Here is a 17,553-nt window from a genome sequence, read left to right on the forward strand (position 1 = left end):
GACTATCTGTGAATATGTCCGGATGACTGTGATTTTGATCGGATGCGCGCGCTAGACCGAACGGGCGCGGCGGATGATCTCCGGAAGCTCTGCCAGGACCACGTTGATGTCCTCTTCGGTGGTGAGGCGGCCCAGTGTGAAGCGCAGGCTGCCGCGCCCGTGTTCCTCGTCAATGCCCATGGCTTCCAGCACGTGAGACATGCGGTTAACTCCCGCGTGGCAGGCGGAACCGGCGGAGGCTTCGATACCGGCGGCATCCAGCAGCATGATGAGGCTGTCGCCGTCCGTCCCCGGGAAGGACACGTGCAGGTGGGAGGCCAGGGTGGGCTCGGCGGAGTTGATGATGACGTTGTCGATGCTGTCCTCAATGCCGGCCTTGAGCTTATCGCGAAGTGCGGACAGGCGGATGTCCTCCTGCTCCATTTCCGCGACGGACTCGCGCAGGGCCGCGGCGAGCGCGCTCGCGCTGGCCACGTCCACGGTTCCGGGGCGGATGCCACGCTCCTGGCCGCCGCCGAAGGCGATGGGTTGAGGCTCCGGGGTACGGCGTGCGAGCAGCAGGCCGATGCCGCGGGGCCCGCCAAACTTGTGGGCGCTGGCCGCCAATGTGGTGGCACCCAGCTCATGGAAATTGATGGGCAGCTTACCGGCGACCTGCACGGCATCGATGTGCACTGGGGTGTTCTGCGCGGCGGCGCGCTGAGTGATGTCCGCGACCGGCTGTATAGCGCCGGTCTCGTTGTTGGCCCACATGCAGGTGGCAACCGCGGCCGGGGTATCCAGGGCGCTTAAGTCGCTGATGTGGCCGGTGGAATCGACCGGCAGCAGATCCACGGTGGCGCCATGCTCAGCGCGGAGCTTCTCCACGGTCTCAAGGACGGCGGGGTGCTCGATGGGGGTCGAGATGATGTGCGGTGTCGTATCCGACCCCGCACGGAAAAGACCCTGGATGGCAATGTTATCCGCCTCCGTGCCGGAGGAGGTGAAGACTACCTCGATGGGTTCGCAGCCGAGGAGCTCGGCGACGGTCTCGCGGGCGTCGTCCAGCACGGATCGCGCCTTACGCCCGGAGCCATAGGCCGAGCCCGGGTTCAGGGCCCCGGAGGCATTGACCCAAGCGTCAATAGCGCTTTGGCGCATGGGCTGGGTGGCTGCGTAATCGAGGTAGCGAGGCATTAGTTGCCGGCCCCCTTGCGGGACTCGAGCTCCTTAGCCAGGGCCGGGGCGATCTCGTGGAGGTCACCCACCACGCCGAGGTCGGCGATCTGGAAGAAGGGCTCGTCCTGGTCCTGGTTGACCACGACGATGGTCTCCGAGGTCTGCATGCCAGAGGTGTGCTGGATTGCACCGGAAATGCCCAGGCCGATGTAGAGCTTCGGGGAGACGGTCACGCCGGTCTGGCCCACCTGGTGGGCCGGGTCGTAGAAGCCTTCATCCACGGCGTCGCGGGTGGCGCCGACGGCGGCCCCGAGGACGTCGGCAAGCGGCTCCACCACGTCGGCGAACTTGTCACCCACGCCGCGGCCGCCGGCGACGACGACCTTCGCGGAGGTCAGCTCCGGACGGGCGGTCTTCTCTGCCGGAGTGAAGGAGGTGACGGTGACGTCCTTCGCGGTGGCAGCGGGCAGCTCGAAAGGAGCAGGAGCTGCGCTAACCGGCTGCGGCTCGGCGGCCACGGAGCCAGGGCGCAGGGTGTAGACCACGGAGCCAGTAGCCGTCGAGGAGGTCTCGTACGAGCCGCCGAAGATGGTGTGGTGTGCGCTGCCGTCGGCATTGATGCCGTCGACGTTGACCAAAGCACCCGAGCCCAGGCGCGCCGCGAGGCGGCCGGCAATTTCGTTGTTGGTCGGGGTGGAGGCCAGCACGATGGGCGCCGGGTTATTAGCGGCGAGGGCGTGCAGGGCGTCGACCTCCGGGGTGACGATGCGCTGCTCATAGTCCGCGGCGGTCGCCTGCACTACCTGGGCTGCACCGAAGTTGCCCAACTCGGCATCAAAGGAGGCGGCGGTAGCGGCATCCTTCGCCACGACGACGGCGGAGACGGTACCAAGTGCGCGGGCGGCGGTGATGAGCTCGCCGGTAACGGGGCTCAGCTGCTCTGCTTCGTGCTCAACTAGGACATAAACGTGAGACATGTGTTTTCTCCTTTAACCCTCGATGAGATTCTTGGCGGCCAGGAAGTCCGCGACCTTGGCGGCGGCCACGGCCGGATCAGTATCCGTGATGACCTCACCGGCGGTACGGGCCGGGCGCTGTGCGGAGGCGGTAACCGTGGTGGTGGACGGCACGCCGTCGATGCCCAGATCCGCCACGGCGAGCGTGGTGACCTCAGCCTTCTTGGCGGCCATCAGGCCCTTGAAGTTGGGGAAGCGCGGCTTGTCGGCCTTGTCGGTAAAAGACAGGATGGCCGGCAGGTTGGCGCTGAGTTCCCAGTGGCCGTGGACATCCTCACGGGTACCGGTGGCAGTGGCACCGGCCAGGGAGGCTGCCTTGAGTTCCGTGAGCGCGGGCAGCTGGCGGTACTCGGCCAGCAGGCCGGCGATAAGCCCGGTGGAGGCATCCGAGGAGTTATTGCCCAGGGTGATGACCTGGACCTCGCCGAACTTCTCGGCCACCTTGTCGATGGCGGCGTTAAGAACCCAGGCGGTGGCCAGGGCGTCGGCGCCAGCGAGGGCGTCGTCAGTCACGTGCACGGCGTGATCCGCGCCCATGGCCAGGGCCTTGCGCAGGGCCTCATCGGCAGCGGCCGGGCCCATGGTGAGTGCGACGACCTCATAGCCGGCGTCGGCGTTATCGTCGCGCAGGCGCAGTGCCTGTTCGACGGAGTACTCGTTGACCTCATCGATGACGTTATCCACCGAGGTGCGGTCCAACGTGTGGTCCGCCTCGAGGGTCTTGGTTGACCACGTATCCGGTACGTGCTTGACCAGAGCCACAATGACTGGCATGTGGGCACTTCCCCTTCCGTAAATTTTGAAACTATTAGGGTGCGTAATTACCTTCGGTCGATACTACTCGCGGTCCGCACAACACCGCGACTCCCTTCGTTCCAATGCGTGTGACCACGAGCGTCTTGGCGGTCGACCCCTTCAACTTGAGCTTCTTGCGCAGCTGATCCGGGTTCACGTCTTGCCCGCGTACCAGGATTTCCAGCGAGCCAACGTCGTGAGCCGCCATAGCCGCCTTGAGCTTCTTCATGGGGACCATCTCGATGAATTCAAATCCGGACGTGCCGTGAGGCAGGCGGTCACCGGTGAGGTAAGCAATGCGCGGGTCCAGTTGGTGCAGGCCTTCCCGCGCGGCGTAGTGGCGCACCAGCCCGGCGCGCACGATGGCGCCGTCGGGGTCGATGAGGAAGCGGCCGATGGGGCCGGCCTCAGGTAGCTCGTGCTCTGCGACGCCGTCGTCGATGACGTCCGTGTGGATTCCATCTGGCGTGGTACTGAGGACCACTGCCCTCTTCCCTGTTCCCAGGCCTGGGGTGTACAGGCAGGTTTCCTTCACCCCTCCGTCAAGGCTGACTACGCAGGCTAGGCCTTCCCATTCGGAGTGGTCGATGCCGGGTGCGCATTTGATGGCCATCTCGCCGTGGGTGGCCAGCAGATCTGCTGGCGGGGGCAGAAGTTGGTCCAGGCGAGTAATGCGGTTGCCGCCTTGGCGCCGGGCAGGGTCGGCGATGCAGACTTCGGCGGTCGTCGTTGTTGTCAGCGCATTTGCGCGAAAGACGGGATGCTCAATGTTGTGCTGCGCCATGGCTACGCGTGAGGCGTCCAGGTCGCTGCCCACATAAGCACCGGGACGATAAGCCTGCCCCTCGGTGCCGATAGAACACGTGAGGTCGTGGACCATGTCCACGTTGCGTTCCTGAAGGAACTGCGCGCGATAAGCCGCCACTGCGGGTGGAGTGGCTTGTTGGGCGGAGTCATGGTCCATGAGCCACTGCCCCGGCAGCTTGCCGGAGCTGCGGGCTTGGATGAGTTCGGCCACGGCACGCCCGTAGTCACCAAAGTGGGCCTGCAGCTTGGCGACGTCCCGCAGGTGCGCCTTCTTGGTCCCCTCCAGGTCTGCTGCGGCGGTATCGATGGCGGCAGCGTTCTCACGTAGGAAGGCAACTTCGTCCAGGGTGTAGCTCATGCAGGATTCTTCTGTATCGGTTAAAGGCCGGCCGAGGCCGACTTAAATGCGGTCGACGGGAAAAGTGGTGAAGTATTCGCGGTAGCGCTCGTCATCGCGCGGGTCGCCGATAATTGGGCGTAAGTCGGAGAAGGAGGCATCATCTAAAACCTCTTTAACGCTGGAATAGGACGTGAGGCGCTTGAGCTGGGCCCACGTCGGGATGGCTAGGCGGACCAGCCCGGCGCGCCATCCGTCGAGGACCAGTTGGGGGTCGAACCAGCCGGCGTCATCGGCTTCGCCCGTATCCCCATCGGGTTCTTGGCCCTCGGGCAGCACACCGATGAAGAAGAAGGTATCGAACCAGTGATTGTTGTCTTCACCGGCCCAGCGGGACCAAGGCAGCAGCATGTCGGCGTCGACACGCATGCCGTTGTGCTCAAGAAACTCGGTGAAGGAAATCTCGTGGGTTTCCAGCAGCTCGCGCTCGCGGTGGTAGCGCGAGGCGTCGGAGACCAAGCCGTCCTCGCGGATGGCTAACAGCGTGCCGGCCTCCTCGAAAAGCTCCCGGGCGGCGGCGAAGACAAGGGCGTGGGCCTTGTACTTGGTTACGCCCATGCGGCGTGCCATGGACACCACTGAGCGGCCTGCCCACAGTTCGCCAGAGTCCCAGGTTCGGGGCGGGAAGTCACGCGGGTCTACCCCGCCGCCGGGAAAAACGACGTGGCCGGGGTAGTTGCGCATGGTGCGCACGCGTTCTTGGATCCACACGCGCAGCCCCTCGGCCGTATCGCGCAACAGGAGGACAGTAGCGGCCAGACGTGCCCCGTTAAAGCCCGTTGTTTCGCCGGGGTCGATGGCGTCAAGGCTGTCGTGGATGGACTGACTCATGCAACTTTCCGTGTCTGCAGGCTGGGGGCAGAATTCGAGAGGTATACGTCGAGGGTGTGTACCGAGGTTTTGTACTGAGAGTTATCTACTAGGGGTTAGCGGACTCGTCGGGCGAAGTACCTCTCCCCGATGCGATCCACCTGGATGGGTTGGTGGAAGGCCTTGGAGAGGTTTTCCGACGTCAGGACAGAGTTAATGAGTCCTTTGGCCACGACCTTACCCTCATCCAGGAGCATCGCATGGGTAAATCCGTAAGGGATTTCCTCCACGTGGTGGGTAATCATGACAATCGCCGGGGCATCCGCATCGAGTGCTAGGTCCCCGAGGTAGCCCACGAGGTCCTCACGGCCGCCCAAGTCCATGCCGGCGGAGGGCTCATCCAGGATGAGCAACTCAGGGTTCGACATGAGCGCACGAGCGAGGATGACGCGCTTCTTCTCACCTTCGGAGAGCGTGCCCCAGGTCCGCTCTGCGAGGTGCGCGGCGCCGACTTGTTCCAAAATGTCGTCGGCGCGGGAGAAGTCCATGTCTTGGTAGTCCTCACGCCAGCGGCCGAGGACCGCATAGCCAGCAGACACAACGAGATCATCCACGCGCTCGTTGTCCGGGATGCGGTGCTGGACGGCAGCGGAAGAGATGCCAATGGCGGCGCGCAGATCGCGCATATCCGTTTTGCCCAGGCGCTCGCCCATGAGGAAAGCCACGCCAGCGGACGGGAATTCTTCGGCGGCGGCCATGCGCACCAGGGAGGTCTTGCCCGCGCCGTTGGGGCCAATGATGACCCAACGCTCATCGAGCTCCACCTGCCAATCGACGGGGCCCACCAGCGTGCGCCCGCCGCGTCGTAGCTCGACGCCGCGGAAGTCAATCAACCAATCCTCGTCGGTTTCCATCAGTTCAGGGTCTTGCTGGCTCAATTGCTCTGGAGTGTTCACACGCACCATTGTGGCCGATATCTTCCTTCCCCGGTGAAACTGACACAGCTGCATTATTCTATGGGCATGACTCAACGCCTTGGTATCGACGATGTCCGCCCCTCCCTCTCCGGTAATGCCGCCTCGAAGGCCGTAGTCGGAGAGGTTGTTCCTGTCACCGCGCTGGTGTGGCGTGAGGGCCACGATGCCGTCGCCGCGACGCTGTCGGTGTGGAACACCGAATCCCCCTCCACCTCCGCCGTGACCATGACGGTGGACCCGGAAGACCAGGACCGAGTCCACGGGGTGTTTACTCCGGCGACTCCCGGGCGTTGGTTCTTCCGCATCGATGCCTGGTCGGATCCGATGTCCACGTGGCGCAACGCGGTGGTCAAGAAGATGGAGGCGGGGCAATCGGCGCGGGAGCTCAGCAACGATCTGTTGCACGGCGCCGAGCTCTTCGAGGAGGCGGCCATCCAGTGCCCGAGCGATAAGGCGGAGCTGCTCTTTCAGGCGTCGAAGGAGCTCAAGGATGACACGGTGGACGTCGACAAGCGCGTGCGTACCGCGCTCTCCGAGGAGGTCGCCGAGATCCTCCACCACCACCCGCTGCGCCATCTGCTGGTCGAAGGTGACATCCACGAGGTCCTGGTAGAGCGCCGCGATGCCCTCTACAACTCCTGGTACGAGCTCTTCCCGCGCTCGACCGGCGGGTGGGATGACGAGGGCAACCCCGTGCACGGCACGTTTAAGACCACAGCGCAGGCACTGGAGCGCGTGGCTGCCATGGGGTTCGACACCGTCTACTTCCCTCCCATCCACCCCATTGGCGAAGTGCACCGCAAGGGCCGCAACAACTCGGTGGTGGCTGAGCCTGGTGATGTGGGCTCGCCGTGGGCCATTCAGGACCACTCCACCACGCACCCGGAGCTGGGCACGATGGAGGACTTCAAGGAACTGGTCAAGAAGGCCGCCGACTTGGGCCTGGAGGTAGCACTGGACCTAGCGCTGCAGGCCTCCCCGGACCACCCGTGGGCCAAGACCAACCCGGAATTTTTCACGGTGTTGGCCGATGGCACTATCGCCTACGCGGAGAACCCGCCGAAGAAGTACCAGGACATCTATCCGCTCAATTTCGATAACGACCCAGATGCTATCTACGCGGAGATCTACCGCATCGTCATGATCTGGGTGGAGGCTGGCGTGACCACCTTCCGCGTGGACAACCCCCACACCAAACCGGCTAACTTCTGGAACTGGCTGATTTCCAAGGTGCACGTGACTCACCCAGAGGTCATCTTCCTCTCCGAGGCCTTTACCCGCGCCCCGCGCCTGTTCGGCCTGGCCAAGGCTGGATTTACGCAGTCCTATACCTACTTCACGTGGCAGACCTCCAAACACGAGCTCACTGAATTCGCGCAGATGCACGTGGAGCAGGCCGATATCTGCCGCCCCAACCTCTTTGTCAATACCCCGGATATTCTCCACGAATCTCTGCAGACCGGCGGGCGCGCCATGTTCGCCATTCGCGCTACCTTGGCTGCGACTCTCTCCCCGCTGTGGGGCGTGTACTCGGGCTTCGAGCTCTACGAGCACCAAGCCGTCAAGCCGGGCAGCGAGGAGTACCTCGATTCGGAAAAATACGAGCTGCGCCCGCGCGACTTTCAGGCCGCTGTGAAGTCCGGTGATTCCCTGGAATCCTATATTCGCCTACTCAACGTCATCCGCCGCGAAAACCCGGCCCTCCAGCAGCTGCGCACGCTACGCTTCCACAACACGGATAACGAGGCCATCATTGCCTACTCCAAGGCCGATCCCGCTACCGGCAATGTGGTGCTCGTGGTGGTCAACCTCGATCCGCGCAATGCACAGGAGGCCACGGTCTTCTTGGACTTGGCCGCCGTGGGCCGCCACCCGGGTGAACACTTCACGGTGCAGGACACCATCAGTGGTGCCGCCTATGAGTGGTCCGACCGTAACTTCGTGCGCCTAGAGCCGCTGCGCGACGTCGCCCACGTCTTCATCCTCCCACCGGCCCACCATGACCTGCAGGAACGCATTGCGTGGCGCCGGGTGAACGACTACCGCGCTTAAGCTCTCAGGCCAGTAGATAGCCCCGCGCTGATTCCGTCCCCCTTTCTGGGTAGCGCGGGGTTTCTTTTCGGCCCCGCGAGCACGTGTTCTTGGGTAATTTGGTCTGTATGAACATCCCGGCCTCAGACCTCGAACGCCTCAACCACTGCCGCCACCACGCGCCCCATGATTTCTATGGTTGGCACGATGGAACCGTCCGCACTCGCCGCCCCGGTGCTGAAGCCGTCGAGCTCGTCACCGCCACTGAAACCGTCGCCATGCGCGCGGTTGGGGATGATATCTGGGAGGCCCCGCTCGCAGAGGAAGCAGACTACCGCCTGCGCATCACCTATCCGGGCCAGCCCGCCATCGAGGTAGCGGATGGCTACCACTTCCTGCCTACCCTGGGCACCTTGGATCAGCACCTCATCGGCGAGGGCCGCCACGAGCGCTTGTGGGAAGTGCTCGGTGCCAACCTCAAGAGCTACACCACCGACATGGGCGTAGTCGAAGGCACCGCGTTTGCCGTGTGGGCGCCCAACGCGGAGGGCGTGGCCGTCGTCGGTGACTTCTGCGGCTGGAACCCTACCCAGTACCCCATGCGTTGCCTTGGCTCCACGGGCATTTGGGAGGTCTTCATCCCCGGTGTGGGCGAAGGCGAGCGCTATAAGTTTGCGGTCCACGGCAAGAACTCTCCGCGCATCGATAAGGCTGATCCCCTGGCCAAGCGCACCATCGCCCCGCCGGAGACCGCCTCCGTGGTGGCCCGCTCCAGTTTCAAGTGGAGCGATGAGGAGTGGATGAGCAAGCGCACCGGGGACCTCGATGTCCCGATGAGTGTCTACGAACTCCACGTCGGCTCCTGGAAGGTAGGTGCTAACTACAACACCTTGCGCGAAGAGCTCATCCCTTACCTAATTGAGCACGGCTTTACCCACGTGGAGCTGCTGCCCGTGGCCGAGCACCCCTTCGGCGGTTCCTGGGGCTACCAGGTCTCCGGCTACTACGCTCCCTCCGCGCGCTGGGGCTCCCCGGATGAGCTGCGCGCGCTTATCGACGAATTGCATAACGCCGGCATCGGCGTCTTCGTTGACTGGGTTCCCGCGCACTTCCCCAAGGACGAATGGGCGCTGGGCCGCTTCGATGGGCAGGCACTCTACGAGCACCCCGATCCGCGCCGCGGTGAGCAGGCCGATTGGGGCACCTACGTCTTCGACTTCGGTCGCAACGAGGTGCGCAACTTCCTCGTGGCTAACGCCCTGTACTGGGCCGAGGAGTTCCACGTGGATGGCCTGCGAGTCGACGCCGTTGCATCCATGCTCTACCTGGACTACTCCCGCGAAGAATGGCTGCCCAATATCTACGGCGGGCGCGAAAACCTTGAGGCAGTCCAATTCCTCCAGGAGACCAACGCCACGCTGAACCGTAACCACCCGGGCGTCCTGACCATCGCCGAGGAATCCACCTCCTGGCCAGGCGTAACCGCCCCGACGCATGAGGGCGGACTGGGCTTTAGCCTGAAGTGGAACATGGGCTGGATGAACGACACCCTGGAGTACTTCAAGCACGAGCCGATTCACCGCCGCTACCACCACGGCGAGCTCACCTTCTCCATGGTCTACGCCTATTCGGAGCGCTACGTACTGCCGTTTAGCCACGACGAAGTGGTCCACGGCAAGGGCTCCTTGTGGGAGCGCATGCCGGGCGATGACTGGAACAAAGCTGCGGGCCTGCGCGCGCTGTACGGCTACATGTTCTCCCACCCGGGCAAGCAGCTAATGTTCATGGGCCAGGAGTTTGGCCAGACCACCGAATGGGCAGAGGGGCACTCCGTGGACTGGTCCAATTTGGAGGGCTGGGGCAACGAGTGGCACCACGGCATTAAGCGCCTGGTGCGCGACCTCAACGCGGTGTACAAGCAACAGCCAGCCCTGTGGACCCAGGACTTTACACAGGACGGCTTCCAATGGGTCAAGGCTGATGACTCGAATAACAACATGCTCGGCTACGTCCGCTACGGCAAGGACGGCTCCGCCTTGTTGGCGGTGTGCAACTTCTCCGGCAGCTCGGTGCCCCACTATGACCTCTGGGTGCCGCGCGATGGCGAGTGGGAGCTGGTCATCAACACAGACGACGCCGTCTATCAAGGCGCTGGCAACGACCTTGCCCACCGCGTGCGCTCCGAAGGCAACCACGTCCAGCTGCACCTGCCGGCCAACTCGGTGCAGTGGTACGCCTTCCGTGGCTAAGCTGAGTGGCGCGCCGTGACAAGACCGTTGAAACACCACTGCCCGAATTACCAAAATGGTTGCGTGGGGCAAACCTGCCGATGAGTTCAGACTATGCCCCTGTCAGTACAGCTTGAACGCCGACAACCAATGTTTCAATTTGGCGTTAATTCCTTTATCACCTTTGATAGGCGCAATACTCAGCCGAAGGTTTCATATCAATAGCGGCGATGCCTACCACTTCCCCGTCTTACTGACGAAAAGATCCATCCATAATAAGTGAATTGGAGGCTTAGTGATTCGCAGTCAATCAAAATTCATTCCTTAAATAACCTGCTATGCAGTGGCATCGAATGCAGTTTTCTTCAGTGTCATCTAGGCTCGGGATCACGGGCCATAAAGCAAAAATTCATTCAACGATTACCGGAGCTGAACTGCTTGCAGAGTAGCTAAGTCGCTATCATCGCCTTCAGTTGCTACGAGCAGGTTACCCTCGTACGATGCACGCGCAAGCTAACGATATAAGGCTGGGCGTAAAGACTTTCATGATTACCCCTGTAAATTGAGAGGTTTTTCACATCAGCAACACGGACTTTCATCTCCCTTTAGGGTAGCTTAATAAGCAATCTCTGACTCTCGCCCAAGGATCGTCATGAATGTTCTCCCACGTAAAGTAATCGCGGCTATCTTAACAAGTATTCTGATTAGTAGTTTGTCGAGCATAGCAGTAGCTCAACCATCCTTTTCCGGTTCAACTCAAAATTCCCAGTCACAGCCGGCGCTCGAAGCATCTCAAGAACCAGGCATGAATAGCGATGCGGTGCCGGCACCAACAATCGATGGACCATTTGCCCAGTGGGGTATTCCGACGCCTCCGGGAGCTGAAGATTATGTGGTTAATCAGGCCACAGAGGAAGAGCTTAACCCACAAGGGCTCGAAGAATGGCACCCAACCTCCAATCCCAACAGCGAAGTTATACCTGGCCAGATGCGCTCTGACCGTGAAGAGATTCCTGCCAGAGTTGAGAAATCAGAAGCTGATCAAGCAGAAATCCGGGAAGCACAGCTTGCAGCCCCGGATAGTCCGGCTTTGTATGCTCGTCAAGGTTGTAGCGTCTACTGGCCGACAAGCTTTGAAGTTTGCGGCCTGATTAAGGAGAAATACGACAGCATCGGTGGACCTACCAGCTTTCTCCTTTTGCCCAAGTCCAATGAGTTAACTAATCCTGATGGGGTCGGGAAGCGCTCTGAATTCGTCAACGGATTTATCTATTGGCACCCTACAACTGGAGCACATACTGTTAGCCTTCCCGTATCAAAAGTTTGGGAGCGCCACGGATGGGAAGGAGGTTTCCTCGGGTACCCCACTACCAGCGATATTACTCTGGGAAATGCTTGGTATAAGCAGGACTTCCAAGGCGGGCATGTCTACACCCACAATACACTTCCCCTATCGCAAGCCAGCATCCAGGGCGCAATCTATGACAAGTGGCAATCCATGGGCGCCCAAAACAGTGAACTTGGTTACCCAATAAGTGATGAATTAACAACTCCTGATGGGATTGGACGCTACAACGTATTCGAAGGCGGAATGATCTACTGGACACCGAAACACGGAGCACATTCAGTCAGCGGTGGCATACTTTTTTCTTGGGCAACACAAGGTTACGAAAGAAGTGCTTATGGATATCCGATTGGTGACGTATTCATCAATAGCCAAGGAAGACAGGAACAGAACTTCGAGGGTGGAGTCCTCTACGGGGATCCTAACGTTTTCTGGCAGCCGTTTTCATGTCTACATGCAGTTTCTCGAATCTCACAGGAAATGGGAATTCTAGACAGAATGCAGTTTATGTGTTCAAACCGCGGGGTTTCCATTACAGCTAATGGCCTTGACTACTTTGGGATGCCCACAGTAGAGGACGTGGCCAAGAATATACCTATCCCCGAATTATGGTCCGCGAGAGATTCGACGGGCATGACTGGAGTGGAATGCGATGTTTACGAGTCTGGGTCGATGAGCGGCCCGTTCAGAAAATCGGATTACAAGGCTGTTAAACAGATTAGTTTCTGCTTTGGAGAAACTGATCCGCCTTCTCCCTTCGAGAATATAGAACCCAGATGGTCTCGAGAATTTGCTTGGACTGTCTCTGACAGCTTGATTCAGCGCGCTTATGGAGATCTAGCTGTGAGTGTAGAAAACTTAGATTTGCCTGGCTTCACTTTCCAGGTGAATAGCCGACTTAGGAAAGATAATTCCTACAGGTTTGACAATACGGCTACTGAGTCAACCAATACGGTAACTGCGCCGGGCTTAAGCAACGCAGATAAGGTGACCTACGATATTCCTAAAAAGCCGGGAGCCTATTTTACCGAAATAGATGGTATCTCGCTTCAAGTTCCTGAATGGGGCTACAACCAGAGCTTTGGTGGGTACAGGTTCGCTATCGGGCGTTACGACTGTCCCGAGTATTCCCATCATGCTGATTTGTGTAAGTTTACCAATCCTATTGATGATCATACGTAAACCCCATTAAGGAGGAGTCAAATATGCACAGCTTTCTGTGGGATGATTTTTGCGAAAACCAAGGAGTGATTGAATGCGAAGAAATAGTAGATTTGTGTTCCTCTGGTGTGCTGAAGCAGCTCATGGCACATAACCTCACAAGAAACGTCTCGTACGATTGCATCTATTATCCCGACGGTACTGCTGATGAAGACGGACCGTTCACTGACTACACGACCTATCACGTTGATGCTTATCCTGCTCAATCGGAACTAATTACCTTCAGAAACGGCGTGGAGATCAGTCACGACGGCCCATATGCTTGTAATAATCAGTTAATCCACCTAGGTGCTCCACCTTCTGGCGCTGGAGGACCTAGCGTATTTCTCTACTACAATCGGTATCCGGAATTTTGGGGTAACACGTTTAAAAATCCACCGTGGTTACACTATCCGCGGTCTATTACGCGGGCGTCCAAAGCAGGGTTTGAGCATTACATCCGCGTGGTGAGCTACTCCGACGATGAGATGAAAAGACACCAGATGTGGAAAGAAGTCGTAATCGACACGGAAATCTCGATGGCCGTTCTCTTTGCCCGTCATATCGGATCGGACGTTGATGAAGTGTGGACAATGATTCATCTGGAAGAGCGAAATGACTGGCGCCAACCAGAGCTTAAAACCTTTGACTATCACTGGAGTATCGGAGACCAGCAGCCGCTGACTTAGCTTTCGATTGGGCGCGTCACTGCTTCTTGAACCCCATAAACAGCCTTTGGACAGCCCATTCGGGGACTGGTCCAACTTGGAGGGCTGGGGCAACGAGTGGCACCACGGCATCAAGCGCCTAGTGCGCGACCTCAACGCGGTGTACAAGCAGCACCCGGCACTCTGGACGCAGGACTTTACCCAGGACGGCTTCCAGTGGGTCAAGGCCGATGATGCTAACAACAACATGCTCGGCTACGTGCGCTACGGCAAGGATGGCTCCGCGCTGCTGGCGGTGTGCAACTTCTCCGGCAGCTCGGTTCCCAACTATGACCTCTGGGTGCCGCGCGACGGCGAATGGGAGCTAGTCATCAACACAGACGACGCCGTCTACCAGGGTGCTGGCAACGACCTACCCCAGCGCGTGCGCTCCGAAGGCAACCACGTACAGCTGCACCTGCCGGCCAACTCGGTGCAATGGTATGCCTTCCGCGGCTAAGCTGCGCGGCCTAGCGCCGAGCCTGGCTCGGCGCGTGCTCACGCTCGTCGCAAGCAAGGCCTGAGAGACACAACTGCCCCAGTTGCCAAAGTTCTGGCCAGATCTTGAGATCTCGGCGGGGATCTTTGGCAACTCGGGCAGTTTTAGTTTTCAGTCCTGCGCGTGAACATCAAGGAAAGCTCGTACGCGAGCATCGATGTCATCGCGAAGCGCATCCATTCGCTCATCTCCCTCTAGGCCGCGTACGGACGGGTCCTCAATCTCCCAACGCTCAGCCACTCCGTCATAGTCGGCATCACCGACGACGATGACGTGGTCCACTGAAGACGCAAGGTCGCGGTCAATCAACGTCGGCGTACCTGCCATGTCGGCGCCGACCTTTGCAAGGGAGGCCTGCGCCTCGGCGTTCACGCCCTGCTCACGATGCTGTTCAGTGGTCTTTACTCCTGCGGAGTGAATCTCCCAATCGGGCGCATGCTTCCTGGCTAAGGCAGCCGCCATCTGGGACTTACCGCGGTTGGTATTACAAAGAAAAAGTACGGAGGTCATGCCACCCTACTGTAATCGTGTTGCGGTGTGCCAGTAGGACCAGAGCGCTAGTTCTTCTTCACCGCGTAGTACACCGGCAGGGACTTCCAGTTGAAGGTCACGTCCTGGACGTTCTCGGACCAGCCGCCGACCACGTTCGGGTAGAACAGCGGGATCGAAGGAAGGTCACGCAACAACAGCTCCTGTGCCTGGTTGTAGAGCTTCGCGGCTTCCTCCTCATTTGCGGCGCCGTTGGCCTTGACGATGAGCTCATCAAACTCCGGGTTGGAGTACTTCGAGTCATTAGAGGCGACACCCGTGGTGAAGTTTGGCCCGAGGAAGTTGCCCATGGAAGGATAGTCGGCGAACCACGCCGTGCGGTAGGCGCCGTCCATGCGCTCGCTGCGGTAGGCATCGCGGAAGGACTTGAAGTCCGGGTAGGGGTTCCCCACGGCTTGAATTCCCAGCGTGTTGCTGATGTTGTTGGCTACGGCATCGGCCCAATCTTTGTTGTCGCCATCGGTGTTGTAGTTAATGGGGAACGAGCCTTCAAAAGCACCGTACTTCTTATCGGCCTCCGCCCAGAGCTTCTTCGCCTCCTCCGGGTTATAGTCCAGGTTCTCCGAACCGGGCAGGCTGTCGTTGTATCCGTTCAGCACCGGTGAGGTGAACTCGCGGGCCGGAGTGCGGGTGCCGTGGAAAATGGTTTCCGCGATCTCCTCACGGTTGATAGCCATCGAGATTGCCTTGCGGCGCAGCGTGCCTTCTTCCCCACTAAAGTGCGGGGTCTCCATGTGGATGGACATTTCCAAGTAGGTGGCTGCCGGCTTGGTTTCCTGACGGCCTGCCAAGTCCTGCTCATAGCTACCAAAGGCGGACGCCGGGATCGCTTCGAGCACATCGAGGTTATTCGCCAGCAGGTCCATGTACGCAGCACTGGAGTCGGCGTAGAAGGCAAACTCGATGCCGTCGTTCTGTGCTGCACGGTCACCCTTGTACTCCGGGTTCGGCTCGATGATCAGGTTCTGGTTGTGGTTCCATTCCTTGATCTTGTACGGACCGTTGGACACCGGGGTCTCGCCGAAAGCCTGCGGATCCTCCAGTGCGGCCGCAGGGACGGGGAAGTAGGCGTTGTAGCCTAAGCGGCTCGGAAAGTCGCTTTCTGGCTGGGTTAGCTCGATGGTGAAGGTGCGCTCATCGATGACCTTGAGGCCCTCCATCTCCTTGACACCTTCACCGTAGCCCTTGATGGAGGAGAAGAAGCTCTCATTGAGCTGTTCGTTCGCCACCGCGTAGTTCCACGTATCGACGAAGGTGGCCGCAGTTACGGCAGAACCATCGGAGAACTTCAGGTCCGGCTTGAGCGTGACCTTGTAGGTCTTGTCCCCTTCCTTGTCAATGGACTCGGCCATCTCGTTGTGCACGTTGCCGTCAGCGTCGTAGTACACCAAACCGGAAAACAGCATGTCGACGATGCGTCCGCCGCCGTTCTCATTCGTCATCGCAGGGATGAGCCCCTGCTGCGGCTCAGTGCCCAGAACGCGAACGTAGTTGGAGCCAGCAGCACTATCGGAGCCGTCGCTTCCGCAGGCGGCAAGGGTAAAAGCAAGAGAGGTGGCGCCGACGACGCCGAGGAGCTTGCGCATGAGAGTCCTCCTGAAAGAGTTAAACAACAAGTGTGCGTGATAACACTAGAAGGAATTTAGCATGCTTCAACTCACATAATAGATTTAACGCAAAAGACCCTCAGGAGAGGACTCAACGGAGTCATCCTGAGGGTTCAACCCGCGACAGTCTTGGAAGGTCACTCTCGGCCCCAGCACAAGCCGGGCACTATTACTACGCCGTCTTTAGTACAACGCGCTCGCCAGCTTCGTGCGCGCGGCCAGCACGCGCGGATCGCCGGAGTCAAAGAGCCCAAAGAGCTCCAAGAGGCGGGTCTTGAGCTGTTCCTTCTCATCCCCACCGGTGCGCTTCATGGCGTCGATGAGGCGCTCGAAGGCGCGGTCAGGGGCACCGGCGACAACCTCCGCGTCGGCGGCATCGAGCTGCTTGGACACATCCTCCGGGGCGGCATCCGCAGCGGCGACGGGATCCTCGCTGCGATTAGCTGGGTCCAAACGCTTGAGCAACAGCGTGGTATCGCGGGCCTGCTTGATTTCCACGTTGTCTGGCTCGGCGGCCAAGATCTCCTCGTAGGTGGCGATGGCGGAATCGAAATCGCCGCGGTTGAGTGCGTCTTCCGCAAGGCTCAGGCGCGGATCCGCTGCTTCCTCTGCGGGGCTCTCCCCCGCCTCGCCCTGTTCAGACAAGCCCTTGAGCTGGGGGCCGAGCTTCTCAACGATCGCCGCGATCCACTGCTCCAGGTTCTCACGCGGCTGTCCGCCCTCGAAGTTGGTGACTGGCTGGCCGGCTGCAATGGCAACGGTGGTCGGCAGATTCTGCACGCCGAAGACCTGCGCCACCTGGGGCACCACATCAGCGTTGATATATCCGACGATGAACTTCAGCCCACCGGCGGCCGCCATCTCCTCGAAGTCCTTCTTGAGCTGCTCGGAGGCCGGGGAGCGCGGCGAGCCAATCAGGGCGATAACCGGCACTTCCGCGGAGCGGCGCACCAGGTCATTCTCGAAGTTCTGCTCGGTGACCTCGAAGAAGGGCGCGATCCCTCCGCCGGAGCTAGCGGCTCCGGCGCTTGCAGCCTGTGTCTGGGCTTGCGCCCGTGCCTCCGCCTGCTGCTTGATAGCACCCAGGTCGAGGGCTCCTCCTACGTACGGTCCGGTCACTTATTCTCCTCCAGGTAACGGTTAACGGAATCTACTTTTTGGGTGATTTGCCCGGTCACGCCTTCGCGGATATCGGCCTTAATCACCAGGCTCGTGCGCGGCGACACGGCGCGTACGGCATCGGTGGCCTCCTTAATGACCGCGAAAACCTCGTCCCATTCACCCTCAATGATGGTGAACATGGAGTTGGTCTCATTGGGCAAGCCCGAAGCACGGACAACACGCACTGCTTCGGCCACGGCCTCGGACATTTCAGCGCTTTCATCGCCCACGACAGTGGGCGCTACGGAAAAGGCAACAATCATGCC

General features: G+C 60.1%; 14 protein-coding genes and 1 pseudogene. 5 read left to right on the forward strand and 10 right to left on the reverse strand.

What is annotated here, in order from left to right:
- Window positions 1–51: 51 nt before the first annotated feature.
- The 6 genes from QKE52_RS03530 to QKE52_RS03555 form a co-directional block, all read right to left on the reverse strand.
- Window positions 52–1,176, reverse strand: coding sequence for a cysteine desulfurase family protein (locus tag QKE52_RS03530; protein WP_347948155.1), 1,125 nt, complete (start codon window positions 1,174–1,176; stop codon window positions 52–54).
- Window positions 1,176–2,135 (reverse strand): electron transfer flavoprotein subunit alpha/FixB family protein, encoded by a 960-nt coding sequence (locus QKE52_RS03535; protein WP_347948156.1) that lies wholly within the window; start codon window positions 2,133–2,135, stop codon window positions 1,176–1,178. The genes QKE52_RS03530 and QKE52_RS03535 overlap by 1 nt, the downstream gene beginning before the upstream one ends.
- Window positions 2,136–2,147: 12 nt before the next feature.
- Complete coding sequence (locus QKE52_RS03540) at window positions 2,148–2,948, reverse strand: electron transfer flavoprotein subunit beta/FixA family protein (protein ID WP_049154930.1); 801 nt, start codon at window positions 2,946–2,948, stop codon at window positions 2,148–2,150.
- A gap of 34 nt (window positions 2,949–2,982) precedes the next feature.
- Window positions 2,983–4,134, reverse strand: a complete 1,152-nt coding sequence (locus QKE52_RS03545) for an SAM-dependent methyltransferase (protein ID WP_347948158.1) — start codon at window positions 4,132–4,134, stop codon at window positions 2,983–2,985.
- Between the two features lie 42 nt (window positions 4,135–4,176).
- Entirely contained in the window at window positions 4,177–5,004 is an 828-nt protein-coding gene (locus QKE52_RS03550; RefSeq protein ID WP_049154926.1) for an NUDIX domain-containing protein, read from the reverse strand.
- A 95-nt stretch (window positions 5,005–5,099) separates the two neighbouring features.
- Complete coding sequence (locus QKE52_RS03555; protein ID WP_144013521.1) at window positions 5,100–5,948, reverse strand: ABC transporter ATP-binding protein; 849 nt, start codon at window positions 5,946–5,948, stop codon at window positions 5,100–5,102.
- Between the two features lie 57 nt (window positions 5,949–6,005).
- Between QKE52_RS03555 and QKE52_RS03560 the strand changes: the two genes are divergently transcribed.
- The 5 genes and pseudogenes from QKE52_RS03560 to QKE52_RS03580 form a co-directional block, all read left to right on the forward strand.
- Complete coding sequence (locus tag QKE52_RS03560) at window positions 6,006–8,012, forward strand: maltotransferase domain-containing protein (RefSeq protein ID WP_347948159.1); 2,007 nt, start codon at window positions 6,006–6,008, stop codon at window positions 8,010–8,012.
- Between the two features lie 107 nt (window positions 8,013–8,119).
- Window positions 8,120–10,240, forward strand: coding sequence for a 1,4-alpha-glucan branching protein GlgB (gene glgB / locus QKE52_RS03565; RefSeq protein ID WP_347948161.1), 2,121 nt, complete (start codon window positions 8,120–8,122; stop codon window positions 10,238–10,240).
- A gap of 631 nt (window positions 10,241–10,871) precedes the next feature.
- On the forward strand, window positions 10,872–12,746 hold the full coding sequence (locus QKE52_RS03570) for a hypothetical protein (protein WP_347948163.1): 1,875 nt from the start codon (window positions 10,872–10,874) through the stop codon (window positions 12,744–12,746).
- 23 nt (window positions 12,747–12,769) lie between these two features.
- Window positions 12,770–13,453 (forward strand): hypothetical protein, encoded by a 684-nt coding sequence (locus QKE52_RS03575; RefSeq protein ID WP_347948164.1) that lies wholly within the window; start codon window positions 12,770–12,772, stop codon window positions 13,451–13,453.
- Between the two features lie 64 nt (window positions 13,454–13,517).
- Window positions 13,518–13,931, forward strand: a pseudogene (locus QKE52_RS03580) (alpha amylase C-terminal domain-containing protein); the annotation flags it as partial.
- Between the two features lie 150 nt (window positions 13,932–14,081).
- On the opposite strand, the gene QKE52_RS03585 reads toward QKE52_RS03580, so the two are convergent.
- From QKE52_RS03585 to QKE52_RS03600, 4 genes are all read right to left on the reverse strand, one after another.
- A complete protein-coding gene (locus tag QKE52_RS03585) occupies window positions 14,082–14,480 on the reverse strand; it encodes a low molecular weight phosphatase family protein (RefSeq protein ID WP_347948165.1) in 399 nt (132 codons plus the stop codon).
- 47 nt (window positions 14,481–14,527) lie between these two features.
- Window positions 14,528–16,105, reverse strand: coding sequence for an ABC transporter substrate-binding protein (locus QKE52_RS03590; RefSeq protein WP_347948166.1), 1,578 nt, complete (start codon window positions 16,103–16,105; stop codon window positions 14,528–14,530).
- A gap of 204 nt (window positions 16,106–16,309) precedes the next feature.
- Window positions 16,310–17,245, reverse strand: coding sequence for a tetratricopeptide repeat protein (locus QKE52_RS03595; RefSeq protein WP_347948167.1), 936 nt, complete (start codon window positions 17,243–17,245; stop codon window positions 16,310–16,312).
- Window positions 17,242–17,550: a thiamine-binding protein gene (locus QKE52_RS03600; protein WP_049155059.1), complete on the reverse strand. Its 309-nt coding sequence runs from the start codon at window positions 17,548–17,550 to the stop codon at window positions 17,242–17,244. Before QKE52_RS03600 ends, QKE52_RS03595 begins: the two co-directional genes overlap by 4 nt.
- Window positions 17,551–17,553 lie beyond the last annotated feature (3 nt).

The sequence above is a fragment of the Corynebacterium sp. c25Ua_47 genome (assembly GCF_039907205.1).
GTDB classification, from domain to species: Bacteria; Actinomycetota; Actinomycetes; order Mycobacteriales; family Mycobacteriaceae; genus Corynebacterium; species Corynebacterium hiratae.

Bases quoted from the DNA above. Each gene is read 5' to 3' on its own strand.
- QKE52_RS03570 (WP_347948163.1), top strand. From the start codon at position 10,872: ATGAATGTTCTCCCACGTAAAGTAATCGCGGCTATCTTAACAAGTATT.
- glgB (WP_347948161.1), top strand. From the start codon at position 8,120: ATGAACATCCCGGCCTCAGACCTCGAACGCCTCAACCACTGCCGCCAC.
- QKE52_RS03560 (WP_347948159.1), top strand. From the start codon at position 6,006: ATGACTCAACGCCTTGGTATCGACGATGTCCGCCCCTCCCTCTCCGGT.
- QKE52_RS03590 (WP_347948166.1), bottom strand. From the start codon at position 16,105: ATGCGCAAGCTCCTCGGCGTCGTCGGCGCCACCTCTCTTGCTTTTACC.
- QKE52_RS03575 (WP_347948164.1), top strand. From the start codon at position 12,770: ATGCACAGCTTTCTGTGGGATGATTTTTGCGAAAACCAAGGAGTGATT.
- QKE52_RS03540 (WP_049154930.1), bottom strand. From the start codon at position 2,948: ATGCCAGTCATTGTGGCTCTGGTCAAGCACGTACCGGATACGTGGTCA.
- QKE52_RS03585 (WP_347948165.1), bottom strand. From the start codon at position 14,480: ATGACCTCCGTACTTTTTCTTTGTAATACCAACCGCGGTAAGTCCCAG.
- QKE52_RS03530 (WP_347948155.1), bottom strand. From the start codon at position 1,176: ATGCCTCGCTACCTCGATTACGCAGCCACCCAGCCCATGCGCCAAAGC.
- QKE52_RS03545 (WP_347948158.1), bottom strand. From the start codon at position 4,134: ATGAGCTACACCCTGGACGAAGTTGCCTTCCTACGTGAGAACGCTGCC.
- QKE52_RS03555 (WP_144013521.1), bottom strand. From the start codon at position 5,948: ATGGTGCGTGTGAACACTCCAGAGCAATTGAGCCAGCAAGACCCTGAA.
- QKE52_RS03535 (WP_347948156.1), bottom strand. From the start codon at position 2,135: ATGTCTCACGTTTATGTCCTAGTTGAGCACGAAGCAGAGCAGCTGAGC.
- QKE52_RS03600 (WP_049155059.1), bottom strand. From the start codon at position 17,550: ATGATTGTTGCCTTTTCCGTAGCGCCCACTGTCGTGGGCGATGAAAGC.
- QKE52_RS03550 (WP_049154926.1), bottom strand. From the start codon at position 5,004: ATGAGTCAGTCCATCCACGACAGCCTTGACGCCATCGACCCCGGCGAA.